20 protein-coding genes are annotated in these 17,689 nt (G+C 62.8%); 9 read left to right on the forward strand and 11 right to left on the reverse strand.

Annotated elements, in window-relative coordinates; all coding sequences use genetic code 11:
* Positions 1–2: 2 nt before the first annotated feature.
* From AC1DYW_RS04345 to AC1DYW_RS04365, 5 genes are all read right to left on the reverse strand, one after another.
* Entirely contained in the window at positions 3–209 is a 207-nt protein-coding gene (locus AC1DYW_RS04345; protein ID WP_457150034.1) for a hypothetical protein, read from the reverse strand.
* Positions 206–1,156, reverse strand: a complete 951-nt coding sequence (locus AC1DYW_RS04350) for a carbohydrate ABC transporter permease (protein ID WP_095082780.1) — start codon at positions 1,154–1,156, stop codon at positions 206–208. The genes AC1DYW_RS04345 and AC1DYW_RS04350 overlap by 4 nt, the downstream gene beginning before the upstream one ends.
* Positions 1,153–2,100: a carbohydrate ABC transporter permease gene (locus AC1DYW_RS04355; RefSeq protein WP_184873362.1), complete on the reverse strand. Its 948-nt coding sequence runs from the start codon at positions 2,098–2,100 to the stop codon at positions 1,153–1,155. The genes AC1DYW_RS04350 and AC1DYW_RS04355 overlap by 4 nt, the downstream gene beginning before the upstream one ends.
* 109 nt (positions 2,101–2,209) lie before the next feature.
* Positions 2,210–3,541: an ABC transporter substrate-binding protein gene (locus AC1DYW_RS04360; protein WP_477225221.1), complete on the reverse strand. Its 1,332-nt coding sequence runs from the start codon at positions 3,539–3,541 to the stop codon at positions 2,210–2,212.
* A 276-nt stretch (positions 3,542–3,817) separates the two neighbouring features.
* Positions 3,818–4,507 (reverse strand): PIG-L deacetylase family protein, encoded by a 690-nt coding sequence (locus AC1DYW_RS04365; RefSeq protein WP_477225222.1) that lies wholly within the window; start codon positions 4,505–4,507, stop codon positions 3,818–3,820.
* 28 nt (positions 4,508–4,535) lie between these two features.
* Here AC1DYW_RS04365 and AC1DYW_RS04370 point away from each other — a divergent pair, with 28 nt between their 5' ends.
* From AC1DYW_RS04370 to nhaA, 5 genes are all read left to right on the forward strand, one after another.
* Positions 4,536–5,426, forward strand: coding sequence for a DMT family transporter (locus AC1DYW_RS04370; RefSeq protein ID WP_477225223.1), 891 nt, complete (start codon positions 4,536–4,538; stop codon positions 5,424–5,426).
* A 47-nt stretch (positions 5,427–5,473) separates the two neighbouring features.
* Complete coding sequence (gene hrpB, locus AC1DYW_RS04375; RefSeq protein WP_477225224.1) at positions 5,474–7,933, forward strand: ATP-dependent helicase HrpB; 2,460 nt, start codon at positions 5,474–5,476, stop codon at positions 7,931–7,933.
* Between the two features lie 124 nt (positions 7,934–8,057).
* A complete protein-coding gene (locus AC1DYW_RS04380) occupies positions 8,058–9,383 on the forward strand; it encodes an ActS/PrrB/RegB family redox-sensitive histidine kinase (protein WP_477225225.1) in 1,326 nt (441 codons plus the stop codon).
* A gap of 85 nt (positions 9,384–9,468) precedes the next feature.
* Positions 9,469–10,032, forward strand: coding sequence for an ActR/PrrA/RegA family redox response regulator transcription factor (locus tag AC1DYW_RS04385; protein WP_095082767.1), 564 nt, complete (start codon positions 9,469–9,471; stop codon positions 10,030–10,032).
* A 313-nt stretch (positions 10,033–10,345) separates the two neighbouring features.
* Entirely contained in the window at positions 10,346–11,542 is a 1,197-nt protein-coding gene (gene nhaA / locus AC1DYW_RS04390; RefSeq protein WP_477225226.1) for a Na+/H+ antiporter NhaA, read from the forward strand.
* A gap of 31 nt (positions 11,543–11,573) precedes the next feature.
* Here nhaA and AC1DYW_RS04395 read toward each other — a convergent pair whose 3' ends face one another.
* Positions 11,574–12,074: an MmcB family DNA repair protein gene (locus AC1DYW_RS04395; RefSeq protein WP_095084296.1), complete on the reverse strand. Its 501-nt coding sequence runs from the start codon at positions 12,072–12,074 to the stop codon at positions 11,574–11,576.
* A gap of 109 nt (positions 12,075–12,183) precedes the next feature.
* Between AC1DYW_RS04395 and AC1DYW_RS04400 the strand changes: the two genes are divergently transcribed.
* Positions 12,184–12,813, forward strand: a complete 630-nt coding sequence (locus tag AC1DYW_RS04400; RefSeq protein WP_477225227.1) for a hypothetical protein — start codon at positions 12,184–12,186, stop codon at positions 12,811–12,813.
* Between the two features lie 7 nt (positions 12,814–12,820).
* Here AC1DYW_RS04400 and AC1DYW_RS04405 read toward each other — a convergent pair whose 3' ends face one another.
* Positions 12,821–13,141, reverse strand: a complete 321-nt coding sequence (locus tag AC1DYW_RS04405) for a hypothetical protein (protein ID WP_477225228.1) — start codon at positions 13,139–13,141, stop codon at positions 12,821–12,823.
* A gap of 9 nt (positions 13,142–13,150) precedes the next feature.
* Positions 13,151–13,315 carry a hypothetical protein gene (locus tag AC1DYW_RS04410; RefSeq protein WP_477225229.1) on the reverse strand — a complete coding sequence of 55 codons (165 nt, stop codon included), beginning with the start codon at positions 13,313–13,315 and terminating at the stop codon, positions 13,151–13,153.
* Positions 13,316–13,326: 11 nt separating this feature from the next.
* On the opposite strand from AC1DYW_RS04410, the gene AC1DYW_RS04415 reads away from it, so the two are divergent.
* Together AC1DYW_RS04415 and AC1DYW_RS04420 are read left to right on the forward strand one after the other, a co-directional pair.
* Positions 13,327–14,073 carry a DUF3800 domain-containing protein gene (locus AC1DYW_RS04415; protein ID WP_477225230.1) on the forward strand — a complete coding sequence of 249 codons (747 nt, stop codon included), beginning with the start codon at positions 13,327–13,329 and terminating at the stop codon, positions 14,071–14,073.
* Positions 14,074–14,780: 707 nt separating this feature from the next.
* A complete protein-coding gene (locus AC1DYW_RS04420) occupies positions 14,781–15,347 on the forward strand; it encodes an NADPH-dependent FMN reductase (protein WP_477225231.1) in 567 nt (188 codons plus the stop codon).
* A gap of 211 nt (positions 15,348–15,558) precedes the next feature.
* Here the strand turns inward: AC1DYW_RS04420 and AC1DYW_RS04425 are convergent, their stop codons facing one another.
* From AC1DYW_RS04425 to cueR, 3 genes are all read right to left on the reverse strand, one after another.
* The gene (locus tag AC1DYW_RS04425; protein WP_477225232.1) at positions 15,559–15,879 is read right to left on the reverse strand and encodes a hypothetical protein; all 321 of its coding nucleotides are present in this window, start codon (positions 15,877–15,879) and stop codon (positions 15,559–15,561) included.
* Between the two features lie 54 nt (positions 15,880–15,933).
* The gene (locus tag AC1DYW_RS04430) at positions 15,934–16,311 is read right to left on the reverse strand and encodes a hypothetical protein (protein WP_477225233.1); all 378 of its coding nucleotides are present in this window, start codon (positions 16,309–16,311) and stop codon (positions 15,934–15,936) included.
* A gap of 99 nt (positions 16,312–16,410) precedes the next feature.
* Complete coding sequence (gene cueR, locus AC1DYW_RS04435) at positions 16,411–16,833, reverse strand: Cu(I)-responsive transcriptional regulator (protein ID WP_457150044.1); 423 nt, start codon at positions 16,831–16,833, stop codon at positions 16,411–16,413.
* Between the two features lie 227 nt (positions 16,834–17,060).
* On the opposite strand from cueR, the gene AC1DYW_RS04440 reads away from it, so the two are divergent.
* Positions 17,061–17,678, forward strand: a complete 618-nt coding sequence (locus AC1DYW_RS04440; protein ID WP_095082750.1) for a L,D-transpeptidase — start codon at positions 17,061–17,063, stop codon at positions 17,676–17,678.
* The last annotated feature ends 11 nt before the right edge of the window (positions 17,679–17,689 follow it).

The raw sequence follows: 17,689 nt of genomic DNA on the forward strand, positions 1-17,689 counted from the left end.
GGCTATTCCGGGAACTTCGAGACGATGATGAACATCACGGTGCCGGCGAGCATGGTGATGAAGGAATAGGTATAGAGCGACAGCGCGAAGGGCTGGAACAGCATCAGGAAGCCGAGGGCGATCAGCACCGTGGCGATGTTTTCCATCAGCCCGCGCCTGGCCCAGACCGGCCAGCGCGATTTGCGTTTCTGAGGGCTGGTCAAGCTCATTTGCGCACCGCGCCGAAGGTGATGCCGCGCAGCAATTGCTTGCGAAGCAGGATGGTGAAGACGAGGATCGGCACCAGGAAGATGGTCGTGCCGGCCGCCACCGCCGGCCAGTCCTGGCCGCCTTCGCCGATGATGGTCGGGATGAAGGGCGGCGCGGTCTGCGCCGTGCCCGAGGTCAAAAGGGCAGCGAAGGCATATTCGTTCCAGGCGAAGATCAGGCAGAAGATGGCGGTGGCGGCAATGCCGGTGGTCGCTTGCGGCAGCACGGTGCGCCAGAAGGCCTGCAGCCGCGTATAGCCGTCGATCATCGCCGCCTCCTCATATTCGCGCGGGATCTCGTCGATGAAGCCTTTCAAGAGCCACACCGCCAGTGAAACATTGACCGCTGTATAGAGCAGGATCATGCCGAGCGCGGTGTCGGACAGGCCAAGCTCGCGGTACATCAGGTAGATGGGAATCGCGACGGCGATTGGCGGCATCATGCGCGTCGACAGGATGAAGAATAGGAGGTCGTCGGCGAGCGGCACCTTGAAGCGCGAGAAACCATAGGCCGACAGCGTGCCAAGGAAGACGGCGCAGAAGGTCGAGCCAAAGGCGATGATCAGCGAATTGACGAAGCGCGGCAGGAAGTTGGACGGGCCGGCGATCACCATGTTGCGCTTGCGCGTGGTCTCGTCGCAGAAGCCCGTCGCCGGACCCAGCGAGTTGATGTATTCCGGCGTCTGCCGGGTGCGCGTCGTGAACAGGTTGCAGTAGCCCTCAAGGCTCGGCTGGAACAGCAGTTTCGGCGGATAGGCAATCGAGTCCGGCGGCGTCTTGAAGCTGGTGGCGAAGATCCACAGCAGCGGCACGATCGAGATCAGCGCGTAGGCGATGATGATCGCGCCGGCGATGCGCTTCGAATTTGCCGAAGGTGCGACGACCGAGTGGGCAGTGGTCAGGCTCATCTCTGCTTCACCTTGTTGAGCGCCTTGACGTAGATGTTGGCGAGACCGAACACCGCGACGAACAGGATGATGGCGAAGGCCGAGGAATAGCCCGTCCGCCAGCTCTCGAAAGCCTGGCGTTTCAGCGTGATCGAGGCGACCTCGGTGGTCGAGCCCGGCCCGCCGCCGGTGAGCAGATTGACCATGTCGAACATCTTGAAGTTCTCGATGCCGCGAAACAGCACCGCCAGCATGATGAAAGGCAACGCCATCGGCAGTGTGATCGACCAGAACTGCCGCCAGTTGGAGGCGCGGTCGACCTCGGCCGCCTCATAGATGTATTCGGGGATCGAGCGCAGCCCGGCGAGGCAGATCAGCATCACGTAGGGCGTCCACATCCAGGTGTCGACGATGATGATCGACCATGGCGCCAGCGACACGTTGGAGAGCATCTGGATGTTTGTTGGCGGGATGCCGGTGACGAAGGAAATGGCATAGGCGAACAGGCCGATCTGCGGCTCGTATAGGAAGCGCCAGAAATTGCCGACCACCGCCGGCGACAGCATCATCGGAACCAGGATGAGGGTCGTCCAGAACGCGTGGCCACGGAACTTTCTGTCGATCAGCCACGCCAGCGTGAAGCCGATGAGCGTCTGCAGCAGGATGGTCCAGAACACGAAATGCGCCGTCGTCTGCATGGCGATCCAGATATCCTTATCGGCGAGGATGCGCTGGTAGTTGGCAAAGCCGAGATTCTTCACCACCTCGTTCGGGCGGTTGGCCCGAAAATTGGTGAACGACAGATAGATCGCCCAGAACAGCGGGAAGATGTTGATGGCGAGCAGCAACAGGATCGTCGGCGAGATGAACAGCCAGGCGAGGCCCTTGTCGCTGATGCCCCGGACCTTGCGGGCCAACGGCTCCGGGGTCGCCCGGGCAACGTTCTCCGCGGTCCGATTGAGCATGGTCAGTCCTGCTTCGGTCACTTGGGTCGTCTCTGTCATGGAATTTATCTGAACTGCGTCCCGTGCCAAGGTGGCACGGGACGCCTGGGCCTAGCTCGGGAGGAGCCTGTTACATCTTGCCGTCGTCCTGGAAGACCTGCGTCCAGTCCTTGACCAGGCCGTCGAGGGCATCCTTGGCCGAACCCTGGCCGGCAACGACATAGTCATGGAAGCGCTTCTGCGACGCCTGCAGCAGCGGCGCATAGCTGGGCTCGGCCCAGAAGTCCTTCACGATCGCCATCGAGTCGAGGAAGGTCTGCGCATAGGGCTGGCTGGCCGGGAACTTCGGGTCCTTGACCACCGCATTGAGGCAGGAATAGCCACCGAGCGACCACCATTTGGCCTGCACATCCTTGTTGGCGAACCACTTGATGTATTTCAGCGCCGATTCCTGCTTGTCGGAATAGGACACCACGGAGATGCCCTGGCCGCCGAGCTGGGCGAACTGATCGCCGTCAGGCCCCTTGGGGTTGACGAAGTAACCGATCTTGTCGCCGCCGACATTCTCGTCCTTCTGCAGGCCCGGCCATGTGAAGGCGAAGTTCATGTGCATCGCCACCTGGCCGGATTTGAAGGCATCGACGCCTTCGCCCATGTAGCTGTTCGAGGCGCCCGGAGGGGTGCAGCAATCATAGAGCGCCTTGTAGAACTCCAGCCCCTTTACCGACTTGTCGGAATTGACGAAGCCTTCCATTTCGTAGGGCTTCTTCGGGTTCTCGTACTGGAAGCCGTAGCTGTAAAGCACGTCCATGGCGCCCATGGTGATGCCTTCCGAGCCGCGCTCGGTGTAGATCGAGGCGCCATAGACGGTCTTGCCGTCGACCTGCCGCTTCTGGAAGAACTCGGCGATCTGCTTCAGCTGGTCGAAGGTGGTCGGCGGGCCGAGATCCCAGCCGTACTTCTCCTTGAACTCCTTCTGCAGCTCCGGCTTGGAGAACCAGTCCTTGCGATAGGTCCAGCCGACGACGTCGCCCATGGCCGGCAGCGCCCAGTAGTTCGGCGTGTTCTTCGGCCATTCCGAATAGCCGACGACGGTTGCCGGCACGAAGTCGTCCATGCTGATCTTCTCCTTGTCGAAGAAGTCGTTCAGCTTGACGTAGTGGCCGTTCTCGGCGGCGCCGCCGATCCACTGGCTGTCGCCGATGATCAGGTCGCACAGCTTGCCGTGCGAGTTCAGCTCGTTGAGGAAACGGTCGGCATAGTTGGTCCACGGCACGAATTCGAATTTCATGCCGATGCCGGTTTCCTTGGTAAAATCCTTGGACAGTTCGACAAGTGCGTTCGCCGGGTCCCAGGCGGCCCAGCACAGCGTCAGGTCTTCAGCGTGCGCGACATTCGACACGGCTGTCGACGTTGTAATCGCCGAGGCCAGTCCCAACGCCAGTTTCAAGCTCGATTTCATGCCTTCCTCCCATTTGCGAAACGCGTCCGGATGACGGTTTCAAGAGCTCCAAACCCCTCTCCTCAGGGGCCCAAACATGGCGGCGCGGCAGCGCTGCAGATGTTTAGTAATTTGTTTAGTGATGCAATTTTTACTAAACAACGCAAGCGAATTCGTTGCTGCGCCGCAGCATGCTTGCGGCGGTGCCTGAAAACGTTGGGAAAAGCGTGTATCGCGGATCCTATTGTGGAAGCCGCGCAGGCCGGGCCCGGCCAGACTCGAAGGTCGTCTCGGCTCTCAGTCGACCCGTTTGGTGCTCACCATGACCGGCCGGATCGCCGGTGCCGGCGGCAGCAGCGCGCGGATGTCGGCGAACGGAAACACAGGTTCGAAGCGGAAGGCCTCGGCCAATGAACCCTGTGCGCCGTTGCACTGGCCTGAACGAAAAAGGTTTTGCGTTCGCGCGCCGTCGACGAAGCGCTCCGGATCCTGCGACTGATGCATGCGGATCGCCTTGGCCTTGACGTCGGCATGCGCGGAAATATCGACATAGTGCGTCGGCGAAAAACCGGTGCCGCCGAGCGTGTCGGCGTGCAGCACCGGCACCACGAAAGAAGCCGCGATGCGCACGCCGTCCGACAGCGCGCGGTGGTCGCCATGATAGTCGTTCGGCGCATGGGTGATCGCCAGGTCCGGGCCGATCTCGCCGATCAGCGCCTTCACCGCCGCGATCAGCGCCGCATCGGCTACCAGCGCACCATCCGGGAAGTCGAGAAAGCGCGGCGTGGCCCCAAGCAGGCCTGCCGCTTGGCTCGCCTCCTTGCGCCGCGCCCGGGCAAGCGCGCCGGGATCTCCCTTGCCGCCCTTGGCCCCATCGGTGGCTATGGCAAAAGTGAGTTCTGCGCCTTGCGCGGCATAGGCGGCCATCGTACCGAACATGAAGATCTCGATGTCGTCCGGATGCGCACCGAGCGCCAATATCTTCAAGCCACTCTCTCCCCGGAAATGAAAAAACGTGACGAACGGAATCCTGCTCGCCCTGATCGCCTATGCAAGCTATTCGGGCAGCGATGCCGTTGTCAAAAGCCTCGGCGGACAGTTCACGGTCTTCGAGATCGGTTTCTTCACGACGCTGTTTGCCGGCTTCTTTCTCTTCTTTACGCGGCCGGCGGGTGAGCGCTGGCGTGATTTTGGGCGCACCAGCCGGCCCTGGGCGGTGCAGGCGCGCGCCTGGGCGGGCATCGCGTCCGGCGTGCTTAGCGTCTACGCTTTCACCACCATCCCGCTGGCGGAAGTCTATGCGCTGGTCTTTCTGGCGCCGCTCTGCGTCACCATCCTCTCCACCATCGTCCTCAAGGAAAAGGTCGGTCCATGGCGATGGCTGGCGGTGGTCGCCGGTTTCGCCGGTGTCATGCTGGTGGTGCGACCGGGGTTTCGCGAGCTCAATCTCGGCCATCTTGCCGCCTTCGGCGTTGCCTTCCTCGCCGCCGCCAGCGTCATCCTGATGCGCTCGCTGGCACAGCAGGAAAAGCGCACGACCATGCTGGGTGTGCTGATCGGCTACGGCCTGTTGTTCAACGGCGTTGGGGCCGCCGCCACCTCGTTCACCGTTCCGGACGGCAAGCAGCTGGTGTGGCTGGTGATGGCGGGTGCCTTCACCGCTTGCGGCCAGTTGCTGCAGCTGCTGGCGGTCAAATATGCGCCCGCCAACCGGATCGCACCGACGCATTATTCGCAGATCGTCTGGGCGGTCATCCTCGGCGCGCTGTTCTTCCAGGAATACCCCGACTGGCTGTCGCTGGTCGGCCTCGCGGTCGTCGGCGGCTCCGGCTTGCTGACCATGGTGCGTGAGGAAGCGCGCCTCGGCACGGTGCGCTGGAACCCGTTTTCCCGCACCCGGCTTTGAACCTGTCACGGTTGCACGGCGACCGCGACCGCTGATATGCGGACGCGATGACGACAAAACCCTTGCCGGAGCTTCCCGTATCCGCTGTGCTGCCGGCGCTGAGTGAAGCGCTGGCCGAACGCAACAGCGCCGTGCTGGTGGCGCCGCCCGGCGCCGGCAAGACGACGCTGGTGCCGCTGGCGCTGCTCGGGGCGCCCTGGCTGGGGGCCGGCAAGATCGTTCTGCTCGAACCGCGCCGGCTCGCGGCCCGCGCCGCCGCCCGCCGCATGGCCGAATTGCTCGGCGAGGAGCCCGGCGCCGCCGTCGGCTACGCCATGCGCATGGAGAACCGCACCTCGGCCAAGACCAGGATACTGGTCGTCACCGAAGGCGTGCTGGCGCGTATGGTCCTCGATGACCCCGAACTGCCCGGCGTCTCGGCGGTGATCTTCGACGAATTCCACGAGCGTTCGCTCGATGGCGATTTCGGCCTCGCGCTGGCGCTCGATGTGCAAGGCGCGCTGCGGCCGGATCTGCGGGTTCTGGTGATGTCGGCGACGCTCGATGGCGCCCGCGTCGCAAAGCTGCTGTCCGACGCATCGGTGATCGAGAGCGAGGGCCGCGCCTTCCCCGTCGACATCCGCTACGACGAGCGTCCGGCCGGCGTTGCCATCGAGGACGCCATGGCCAGGGCGATCCGTGTGGCGCTTGCCGACGAAAGCGGCAGCGTGCTCGCCTTCCTGCCTGGCCAACGCGAGATCGAGCGCACCGCCGAGCGGCTGGCCGGCAAGGTTGGCGCCGACACCGATATCGTGCCGCTCTACGGCATGCTCGACGGCAAGGCGCAGGACGCTGCGATCAAGCCGGCGCCTGCTGGCCGCCGCAAGGTGGTGCTGGCCACCTCTATCGCCGAAACCTCCATCACCATCGACGGTGTGCGCGTGGTCATCGATTCCGGCCTGTCACGGCTGCCACGCTACGAGCCGGCCAGCGGCCTCACCCGGCTGGAAACCGTGCGCGTCAGCAAGGCGTCCGCCGACCAGCGCGCCGGCCGTGCCGGGCGCACGCAGCCAGGCGTCGCCATGCGGCTGTGGCGGGCCGAGCAGACCGCTGCGCTCCCCGCCTTCACGCCACCGGAAATCCTCGAGGCCGACCTTTCCAGCCTGTTGCTCGACTGCGCCGCCTTCGGTGTCGCCGATCCCATCAGCCTCGCCTTCCTCGATCCGCCGCCCGCTCCGGCGCTCAACGAGGCAAGGCTGCTGCTGCGGGCGCTGGATGCCGTTGACGAGGCCGGCCGCCTCACGGACGCGGGCATGGCGATGCGCAAGCTCGCTCTGCCGGTGCGGCTCGCGCATATGGTCGCCGAGGCCGCCAGGAGTGGCCATGCCGGCGAGGCGGCCATGTTTGCCGTGCTGCTGACGGAACGTGGACTTGGCGGCGACGGCGCCGATCTGGAGCGACGGCTGATGCGCTTTCGCTCCGAGCGATCGCCGCGCGCCACCGCCGCGCGCCAGCTCGCCGAGCGGCTGGCGAGACAGGCCGGCGGGGCGAAGAACGGCGGGACCGTTTCCGCCGGCGCGCTTCTGATCCACGCCTGGCCCGATCGCGTCGCCAAGGCGCGCGGCGAGCGCGGCCGTTTCGTGTTGGCCAACGGTTCCGGCGCCATGCTCGACGCTCCCGACCCGCTGGCCGGCGAGCCGTTTCTGGTCGTCGCCGACCTGCAGGGCAAGGCGCAGAATGCGCGCATCACGGCGGCTGCGGCAATTGGCGAGGACGATGTCCGCGCAGCACTTGCCGACAGGATCGAAACGCGCAGGCAAACCAGCTTCGACCGCGACAAGCGCGCCGTGCGTGTGCGCGAGACCGTGCGCCTTGGCGCCATCACCCTTTCCGAGCGTATGCTGCCGCCGCCAACCGGCGCTGCTGCCGATCGAGCCATCCTCGACGCCTTGCGCGAGCATGGGCTGTCGCTGCTGACCTGGGGCAAGGAGGCGCAAACGCTGCGCCAGCGGCTCTCCTGGCTGCACCGTGGCCTCGGAGCGCCGTGGCCGGACATGTCGGATGCCCCCCTCATCGAGCGCCTCGACGACTGGCTGCTGCCGTTCCTGTCCGGCGCGGCATCCTTTGCCGCCATCGATCCGGGCGTCGTCGCGGCGGGGCTGGCCACGCTCGTGCCGCATGACTTGCAGCGCAGGATCGAAGCGCTGGCGCCAACCCATTTCGACGCCCCGTCGGGCAGCCATGTACCGATCCGCTATGACGGCGAATGGCCGGTGCTGGCTGTGCGCGTGCAGGAGCTGTTCGGCCTCGACCGCCATCCTGCCATCGCCAACGGCACGGTGCCGCTGACGCTCGAGCTCCTGTCGCCGGCGCACCGGCCGATCCAGACGACGCGCGACCTGCCCGGCTTCTGGCGCGGCTCCTGGGCCGATGTGCGCGCCGACATGCGCGGCCGCTATCCCAAGCATGTCTGGCCGGAAAATCCGCTGCTCGCCGCCGCTACGGCCCGCGCCAAGCCCAGAGCATGATCCCAAAAGGTGGGAACCGGTTTTTGGAAAAGATCATGCTCAAACAAGAAGTAGAGCTCCAATCCGGCTCCTCGGATTGGTGCGGTACCTAGCGTTCACCGTCCCGCGGCTGTAATCCATCACCATGATCAACGTTTTGCGTTCGCCCGATTTCCAGCAGAGCCAGAGACTGCGCCTCAACACGCTGATCAGGTTGCGCTGGCTTGCCATCGTCGGTCAGAGCGTGACGGTGCTCGTCGTCGCCTATGGCCTGAAGTTTCCGCTGCCGGTCAGCCTCTGCTTCGCCCTGATCGCCTGTTCGGCGTGGATGAACCTGTTTCTCGCCTTTCGCTTTCCGGCGGCGCACCGGCTGACCCCGCTCGCGGCCTTTGGCATCCTCATCTTCGACAGCCTGCAGCTTGCCGGCCTGCTTTACATGACCGGTGGCCTCACCAACCCGTTCTCGCTGCTGATGACCGTGCCCGTCGTCATTTCGGCCACCTCGCTGCCCCTGCGCCTGACCGCCATCCTCGGCGGACTGGTGATGACGGCGGCGACCTTGCTGGTCTTCGTCCATCTGCCGCTGCCCTGGCATGAAGGCGCGCCGTTAGAGATGCCCTTCATCTACGTCGCCGGCATCTGGATGGCGGTGCTGTCCTCGATCGCCTTCACCGCTATATACGCCTTCCGGGTGGCCGCCGAAGCGCGGCTTCTGGCCAATGCGCTTGCCGCCACCGAACTGGTGCTTCAGCGCGAGCAGCACCTGTCGGCGCTGGACGGGCTGGCGGCGGCCGCCGCGCACGAGCTTGGCACGCCGCTCGCCACCATCACGCTTGTTGTCAAGGAGATGGAAAAGGCGCTCGGCAACGATCCCAAATACGGCGAGGACGTCAAGCTGCTGCGCTCGCAGAGCGAGCGCTGCCGCGAGATCCTCAAGCGCCTGACCAGCCTGTCGTCCGAGGGCGAGGCGCATCTTTCCCGGTTGCCGCTGACCTCGCTGGTCGAGGAGGTCACCGCCCCGCACCGCGACTTCGGCATCTCGATCAAGCTTCGGCCTGGCGAGCGCATCGGCCCCGAACCGGTCGGGCGCCGCAATCCGGGCGTCATCTACGGCCTTGGCAACCTGGTCGAGAACGCCGTCGATTTCGCCCGCAAGAGCGTCACCGTGAGCTGGAGTTGGGACGACACCATTGTGGCCTTCTCGATCATCGATGACGGGCCGGGGTTCCCGGCCGAGATCATCGACCGTATCGGCGAGCCCTATATGTCGACGCGCCAGGGCACGGAAGCCGGCGGCGGCCTGGGGCTGGGCCTGTTCATCGCCAAGACGCTGCTCGAACGCTCCGGCGCGACGCTCGATTTCCGCAATTCGAGCGGCCTGGGCGAGGGCGCCGTGGTACAGATATCGTGGCCGCGCGGTGTGTTCCTCAATCCGGAAATCACCTCGGCCAGCATGTTCGACACCGCCTGAGAGCCTTGCAAGGGCTCGAAAAATTGGACAATGAGGCTCAGGAACTATATCTGCGTGGAATTAAGGCAGCAGGAATTTTGAGACCATGACAGGCGACGAAAACATTGGCGCAATGGTGGAAGGCGAGGACACCTCGCTGCTCATCGTCGATGACGACAAGCCGTTCCTCACGCGCCTGGCCCGCGCCATGGAAACCAGGGGCTTCGTGGTCGAGACGGCCGAGAGCGTCGAGGAGGCGGTCGGCAAGGCGCGTGCCAACCCGCCCGCCTATGCCGTGGTCGACATGCGGCTCGGCGACGGCAATGGTCTCGACGTGGTTGCCGCCATCCGTGAGAAGCGCGACGATTCCCGCACCATCATTCTGACCGGCTACGGCAACATCGCCACCGCGGTGACGGCGGTGAAGCTCGGCGCCGTCGATTATCTCTCCAAACCGGCCGATGCCGATGACATCTTCGCCGCGCTCACCCGGACGGCGGGCGAGCGGGCAGCGCCTCCGGAAAACCCGATGTCGGCCGATCGCGTCCGCTGGGAGCATATCCAGCGCGTCTATGAGATGTGCGAGCGCAACGTCTCCGAGACCGCGCGCCGGCTCAACATGCATCGCCGCACCTTGCAGCGGATCCTGGCCAAGCGCGCGCCGCGCTGAGTTGGCGCAATACGCGGGGCAAATGGCTTCGGATCAATGACGGTTTCCAACTCTTGGCCGTGACCACCAATTGTCGAAGCAAGCCCCGCCCCTCATTGCCCTGCCGGGCATTTCTCCCCGTATAGTGACGGGGAGAAAGGGGCCGGCCGCAAAGCCGGTGCCTTTCTTGCAACGCTGATAAATTGGCGAAACCATTGATGACAGCGTCCCTCTCCCCGTCACTATACGGGGAGAGGATGCCGGCAGGCAGGTGAGGGGCGGCGCCAGCGCTCGGAAAATGACGCCGGCCAATAGGCGGCACGACGGAGGCGACATGCAGGACTTGAAGCAGCGGCCGGTTTCCGTCTTCCGCGAGTTTCTCGATAGCGAGGCGGCCGGCGGCATCGTCCTGATGGTGGCCGCCGCACTGGCCCTGATCGTTGCCAACTCGCCTCTCTCCGAAACCTATTTCTCCGCTCTCCACGCCTATCTCGGCCCGCTCAGCGTCTCGCACTGGGTCAATGACGGGCTGATGGCGGTGTTCTTCCTGCTTGTCGGGCTGGAGATCAAGCGCGAGGTGCTGGACGGCCAGCTCTCGACCTGGCCGCGCCGCGTCCTGCCCGGCATCGCCGCAGCCGGCGGCATGGTGGTTCCAGCACTCGTCTACGTCGCGATCAACCGCAACAATGCGGCGGCCCTGTCCGGCTGGGCGATCCCGACCGCCACCGACATCGCCTTCGCGCTCGGCGTGCTGTCGCTGCTCGGCAGCCGTGTGCCGGCCTCGCTGAGAGTCTTCCTCACCGCGCTTGCCATCATCGATGATCTCGGTGCCGTCATCATCATCGCCGTCTTCTACAGCAGCGGGCTGTCATCAGCTTATCTTGGTGCCGCCTTCGCCGTCATTGCCGTGCTCGTCGTGCTCAACCGCATGCGGGTGATGACGCTGCTGCCCTATCTCGTGCTCGGCGCCGTTCTGTGGGTGCTGGTGCTGAAATCCGGCGTCCATGCCACGCTTGCCGGCGTGGCGCTGGCGTTGACCATTCCGCTCGAACGCTCTGCCGGGATCCGCCACGATCTCGACCATTCGCCGCTGCACCGGCTCGAGCATGGCCTGCACAGGATCGTGCCCTTTGTCGTCATCCCGATCTTCGGCTTTGCCAATGCCGGCGTTTCGCTCGCCGGCCTGAGCTTTGGCGCGCTGGTCGAGCCGTTGACGCTGGGTGTCGCCGCCGGCCTCGTCGTCGGCAAGCTGGTCGGCGTCTTCGGCTCCTCGGCACTTGCCATCCGCTTCGGCCTTGCCGACCTGCCGGCCCATGCCGGCTGGTCGCACTTGATCGGCATCTCGCTGCTGTGTGGCATCGGCTTCACCATGAGCCTGTTCATCGGCCTGCTCGCCTTCGCCAGCGACGCGGCACTCCAGGACGCGGTCAAGGTCGGCATCCTCGCCGGCTCCTTCATCGCCGCCCTCCTCGGCGCCGCCGTGTTGTTGATGGCGCCGGCGGCGAGTGCCGTGGACGAGAGCGAAGAGTAGGGCTGGCCCCGCATTTTCTGGGTTTTGCGAACTACTCGCTCTCCCCCTCCAGCGCCGGCACCGACACGCCGGCAAGCTCAGCCGCCAGCAGCCGCGAGGCGCCGGCTCGCGCGATCCGCAGCATCAGCGCCTTGCGCGTCGCCGCCGCCATGCGGTGCTCCGGCGCATCGCGCAGGATTTCGGCGCCGTAGCCGTCGGAGAGGATGAAGCCGCACTCCTCGGGAAAGATCTCCGAGGGCACGCCGGGATGAGTGGCGAAGAAGAAGCGGTCGGAGTGCAGCCGGTAGTCGGGCCATTTGCGGTCGACCCGGAAATCCTCGACCGAGGACTTGATCTCGATGATCCAGATGTCGCCCTGCCGCGTCAGCGCGACGAGGTCGGCACGGCGGCCGGTGGCCAGCGACAGTTCGGGCAGCACATGCGCGCCCATCTCCATCAACAACCGCTGCACGCCGCGCCGCACCAGCATGGCGCGCTCCGACTGGCGACCGTCGATAAGCGGGTTTTGCAGAATCGGCGAGATGATTGGCATGGCGGCACCATGCCAGATTTTGTTCACGGTTTGAACCTGTTTTATGGGAGCGATTGTATCTTTGACAGACCCATTGGCGAAATCCACGGTGCGCTGATATGAAAAGCGCATGGGGCTTATCGAGTTTCTTCAAGCTAATTGGGCTGCGGTAATGGCCGCGCCGTGGGTGTTCGTAACCCTAGCTGTCCTGTTCGCCGGTGGCGGGTGGGCGATCGGCCGGTTCATGTACGGCGAACGCATTGAAAATCTCAAAAGCCGGTTGGAACGCCGTGACGAGACAATAACGGAACTGAAGTTGCGTCTCGACCATCCTAAGTTGCCTGCCACACCACCGACGCCGATGCCACCTAAGCTAACGCTGCCGTCGCTGCCACCGAAGATTGACAAGACCACACCCGCTCCAGCCCCTGCTCCGGCCCCTGTCGAGAATGGGAATGTGACATCGCTACGCGATATGCTCACTCGCAGGCGTCGGTATTTCAATTTCAAACCCGATGCGCGCAAGCCAATCACCTTTCTAGAGAATGGCTCTATTGGAGATGGCAACAACGCCAACGAATTTCGTTGGGTGTTCGAAGGCGATCTGCTGGCGATCTATCGCCTCGACGGTCATCTACAAAACGTCTTTCGGCCCAATCCCGACAAGAGCCGATTTGAATATTCTCCCGACATCCGCGCCCACGGCCTAAAAGATCAATTCATTGAATTGCGGGATGGGCTGCCGGCTATCCGCCTCTAGGAGGGCTTCACCGGCCTCGTCCCGTTCCATCGATGATTGCGCATCGGTAAGGGCTATATGGGTTGACCAGAACGTTGATTTGCGAGCCCGCCTTGCTGGCAGTGCAGACGGGCACCAACCACGGACTGGTTTCGATGCGGTAGACCTTTCCATCAAACACATATTGCAGCAGATAGCGGTTAGGCCCCTCGCCACCGTCAATAAACTTCAGAACTTCAGCGGCTGTCGGCACCCAGTCCCTTGTGTGGTTCCGCAGCCAGTTTTGATGGATGAATACGACGGCAAGTAATATAGCCCCGCAGACGAGGAAGGCCAGAAGGAATGCCATCGAAGCCGCTCAGCTTGACTCTTTGCCGCCCTTCCTATCGTCCTTAGGCGGCGGTGCCTTCGCTACCTTCTTCAACACGCGGTCAAAGGCTTCCTCGGACTGGTCGGTTTCCAGCTTCCACGCGGCTCCTTTGAATTTCTGATACTGTTGTTTCTCTTGCGACTCAGTTGCCATTACGGCCTCCAATGCAGTCTCCGGACGACGATCTTATCAGAAATATCTACATCGACGAAAGCAGCCAGAACCAGCACCGGTTCCTGGTTCTCGGTGGTATCATTGCATCGCGCTACGCAGCCGAACGCTTGAACGTTTCGTGCGGCATTATCCGTCGTGAAGGGTTGCCCGGTTCAGAGTTGAAATGGACGAAAGTTTCGTCGGCTAAGCTCGATCTATATAGACGAATCGTAGATCAGTTCTTCGTGGGCGAGTGGTACGGCGGCCCCGTCGAATTCCATTGTCTCGTTGTCGAAATGGCACGCCGAAACGAACACGCATTCAACGGCGGCAATCGAGAAATTGGCTTCAACAAGGAGATCTACCAACTCCTGATGAAATTCGGTCGCGTCTACGGCAACCGCCTTTTCCATGTCTACCCGGACAAGCGCGAGACGAACACGCCATTGGAAGAAATTCGGTTGATGCTGAACAGGGGGATCAAAAAGAAAGGAGACCGGCGCGACTGGCCTTTTCGCAGGCTTCATTTCCGTAGCTCGCACGATGAGCCGCTATTGCAGATGACTGATTTGCTCATCGGCGCGGTAGCATTCCACCTAAACGGGCACAGGAAGGCCGCCGGCGCATCTCCCGCGAAGTGCTGGCTGTCGGACTACATACTGGACAGCGCGCGTGTTCTGGACGTGACGCGCGACACCGCCATGCAGGGCAAATTCACTATTTGGCACAGGAAGATGAGAGGCGTCCCCCGGCCCTAGCTTTCGCCTCCGTCTTGGACGGGTTCCCTACACTTGGCAGGGGTTTCGGGCCGAGGGAGAGCTACAATATAGGTGGTTTCGCCTTAAGACTCAACGCTTATTCCGTTTCCGAAACGGTTGGCCTTTCCACAGGGGAAGCTTCAATTGGACGGGCTTCCGATAGTGATACGGTGTTCGTGTGGACCACGCCGCGAACGTATTAGAGAGCGTGCCCAAGCCTCCCCCGATGACCGCTACCATCTCTGTGAGCATTTAATGACGTTCTATCGAACGATCATTCCCCATATGAAGTTCGAGGCCTACCAGAGATACAGATGGCGGTGTTTCTTCGTGCCCAAGGGCACGAGTTCAATCGAGAAAGGCCGATAGAAGGTCTTCAGGTGCTTCGTTGGTAGAGGCGCTACGATGAATGGCGGCCTAGCCAATTCGCCCGGCCCTATGGGAGTGGCCGGTACGGTCGGGGTGCTTGGTGTTGGGGGTAGGCCGCACCGGCCACTGCGGGATCAGGCTTTTGGGATCGTCCCCCGCACTGCCCAAGCTATAGGCACATTAGCGATATCTCAACTAAGACTGAAGTCCCAGACACGCCCTGCCCAGCCGTAGGGCAGCCGCTACCCACGATACGCGTGCATTGATCGGCCTTGGGGTGTACCCTTCAGGACTGCGCTGCCAGCCGCATACTGGCTTTCTCCCGAGGAGGCATTCTTATGACCGCGTACAAAGTCGGTTATCTCATTGGCAGCCTCGCCAAGGGCTCAATCAACCGGAAGCTGGCCAAGGCGCTCGTGAACTTGGCGCCAGCCGAACTCTCGATGGCCGAAATCCCGTTCAAGGACCTGCCGCTGTACAGCTACGACTACGACGCTGATTTCCCTCCGCCGGCAAAGGCATTCAAGGAAGCGCTCGCCGGGATCGAAGCCGTGTTGTTCGTCACGCCGGAATACAACCGCTCAATCCCAGGTGGGCTCAAGAACGCGATCGACTGGGCGAGCCGACCCTACGGCCACAACTCGTTCACCCGAAAACCGTCGGCGGTCATCGGCACCTCGCCGGGTTCGATCGGCACCGCGTTGGCGCAGCAAAGCCTTCGCGGCGTTCTTGGCTTCTGCAACTCCCCGCAGATGAACTCGATCGAGGCTTACATCCAGTTCAAACCCGGCCTGATCACCGATGAAGGCGAGGTCACCGACGCCGGGACCGAGGAGTTCCTGCGCGACTACATGATGCAATTCCATGGCTTCATCACTCGGGTCTATACCGCCTTGGCCACATAAGCAGGACACCCTCGCGGCCGGAAGCCCAAGGCCACGAATCCATAGATTGGAGAATGCCCTTCTTTCCATGCCGATACCGGTCCGGTAGCTTATCTGGATGGACGTTCTGGATTGGTTGGCCCGCTGGTACGAAGCACAACCGCTAAGCTAGGGGCGTCCGATGAGCGAGAACGCCGATCTTATGATCTAACCCGGATGCACCCAAAAGAAGTCAGGCATTGGTCCTTGAAAGCCTGAACTTGTGGAGCTTATCGTCGCTTCCATGGGGACGGGTGACGCGACATCGAACAGCAACGAAGGCGAACAGCTGTGGGCCTTCGACCTTGACGCTCTGCGCGAGGCCTTTGGAAAGTCTGTTCAGGAACATAAGATCACAGCGGACGATTGGGCGGAACACGCCAATCAGTTCGTCGAAAAACAAAGAGATCGTCCGCGCGAACCGACTTGATACGCCGGGTGGCCGGAGCGATCTTGGGAATGCCCAGCCGCCCGTCTCCATCAAAAGCCGTTGCACGCCGCGCCGCACCAGCATGGCGCGCTCGGGCCACTGACAGGCCGACTCTGTGGGCCAATTGAGAAGCGGGCTTCAATCATCCAGCCAGTATGCTCGAAAACAGCCAAATTGGGGCGCGATCCCACGCCGCCGTTTGGCGTCGAATTCCATCTCGGACAGTGCCTGGGGTGAGCTGTTCCCGGTGACATCTGGCACGATGGTGTACCCTTCCGCGACCAACTGCAGGCACATTTCCTGGTAGTGCCTTTTGAAGCCGTTCTTGATCTTGTTCCGCGGATACCGCCGCCCGTGCATGCATTCCTGGCTCAGGATGTCGGAATACCGCAGGGCGCTGGCCATTCTTACTTTTTCTTCGAAGATCGGCTTGTAAGGCTGTTTGTCCTTGGACCAGCATCGTCCTGCCGACGCGACCAGCGCCGCGGCCACCAGGCCTGCCAGGAACTTCCCCACTCAGGTCCCTTCCGACCAAGGACATGTGCATTAGCCCCGGTTAATATTACGGCAAATCCTACTGGTTTCCAAATGATGCTCCCGCTGGACGCATAGCGCCTATGCGGCCGTCGAAGCATCCTTGCCGCTGGGCAGCGCAGCCCCGGCCATGTCATCCAGGATCGGGCAGTCCGGCCGGTCGTCCCCGTGGCAGGCGTGGATCAGCGTCTGCAGGGTCGAACGCATCGACTGCAATTCGCGCACCTTTTCCTCGATCGCCCTGACATGGGCGGCGGCGATCTCGCGCACGTCGTGGCTGGCGCGGCTTCGATCCTTGTAGAGCGCCATCAGCTGGCGGCAATCGTCGATGGAAAAGCCGAGGTTGCGCGCGCGGCGCAGAAAGGCAAGCCGGTGGATATCGTCGCCCGAATAGTCGCGGTAGCCGTTGGCGGCACGCGCAGGGGCGATCAGGCCGATCTCCTCATAGTAGCGGATGGTCTTGGCCGGCAGGCCTGAATGGTGGGCGGCGTCACCGACATTCATGACGATTTTCCTTGATTTTTAACGGGCTTGCGGACGGGGCCATTGAATTTCCTTCACAATCCTGTGAGGCCTGTTGCCGAAATGCCATAGTAATGCGCTTACCAGCAGGTAAGCCTCCGCATATAGGCATCGCGTGCTTGGCAAGCAAAGCAAATGCCAGCATGAATGACAGTGAGAAAGCGGCCGACTCGTGCCGCTGAAGTTGGGGCGGGGCGCCGGATCATCTTATGCGCATGAAGTCGTTTGCAATCGTCGCCGCATTGGCGCTTTCCACTGCTATCGCCGGTTGCAGCAGCATCGGCATGCGGATTTTCTCCAACGACTACGGTGCGGTCACCGACGCCGGTTACCAGCTGCCGCGCATCCCGATCGAGAAGGTGCCGATGAGGTATCATCGGCAGGAGGTGGACTACGACACCAAGGAAAAGCCGGGCACCATCATCGTCGATACGCAGAACAAGTTCCTCTACTTCGTCGAGGGTGATGGCCTGGCGATGCGCTACGGCATCGGCGTGGGTCGCGAAGGCTTCGAATGGCACGGCACCGCCCACATCGCGCTGAAGCGCGAATGGCCGACCTGGACGCCGCCTTCGCAGATGATCCACCGCCAGCCGGAACTGGCCAAGTTTGCCGGCGGCATGGAGCCGGGCCTGAAGAACCCGCTCGGCGCCCGCGCCATGTACCTGTTCAACAAGGGCGGCGACATGGGCTATCGCCTGCATGGCAGCCCGGAGTGGAATTCGATCGGCAAGGCAATGTCGTCAGGCTGCATCCGCCTGATGAACCAGGACATTATCGACCTTTATGACCGCACCTCGGTGGGCGCCAAGGTCATTGTTCTTTAGGCCATGATCCC

The organism is Mesorhizobium sp. P2_D5 (assembly GCF_056404355.1).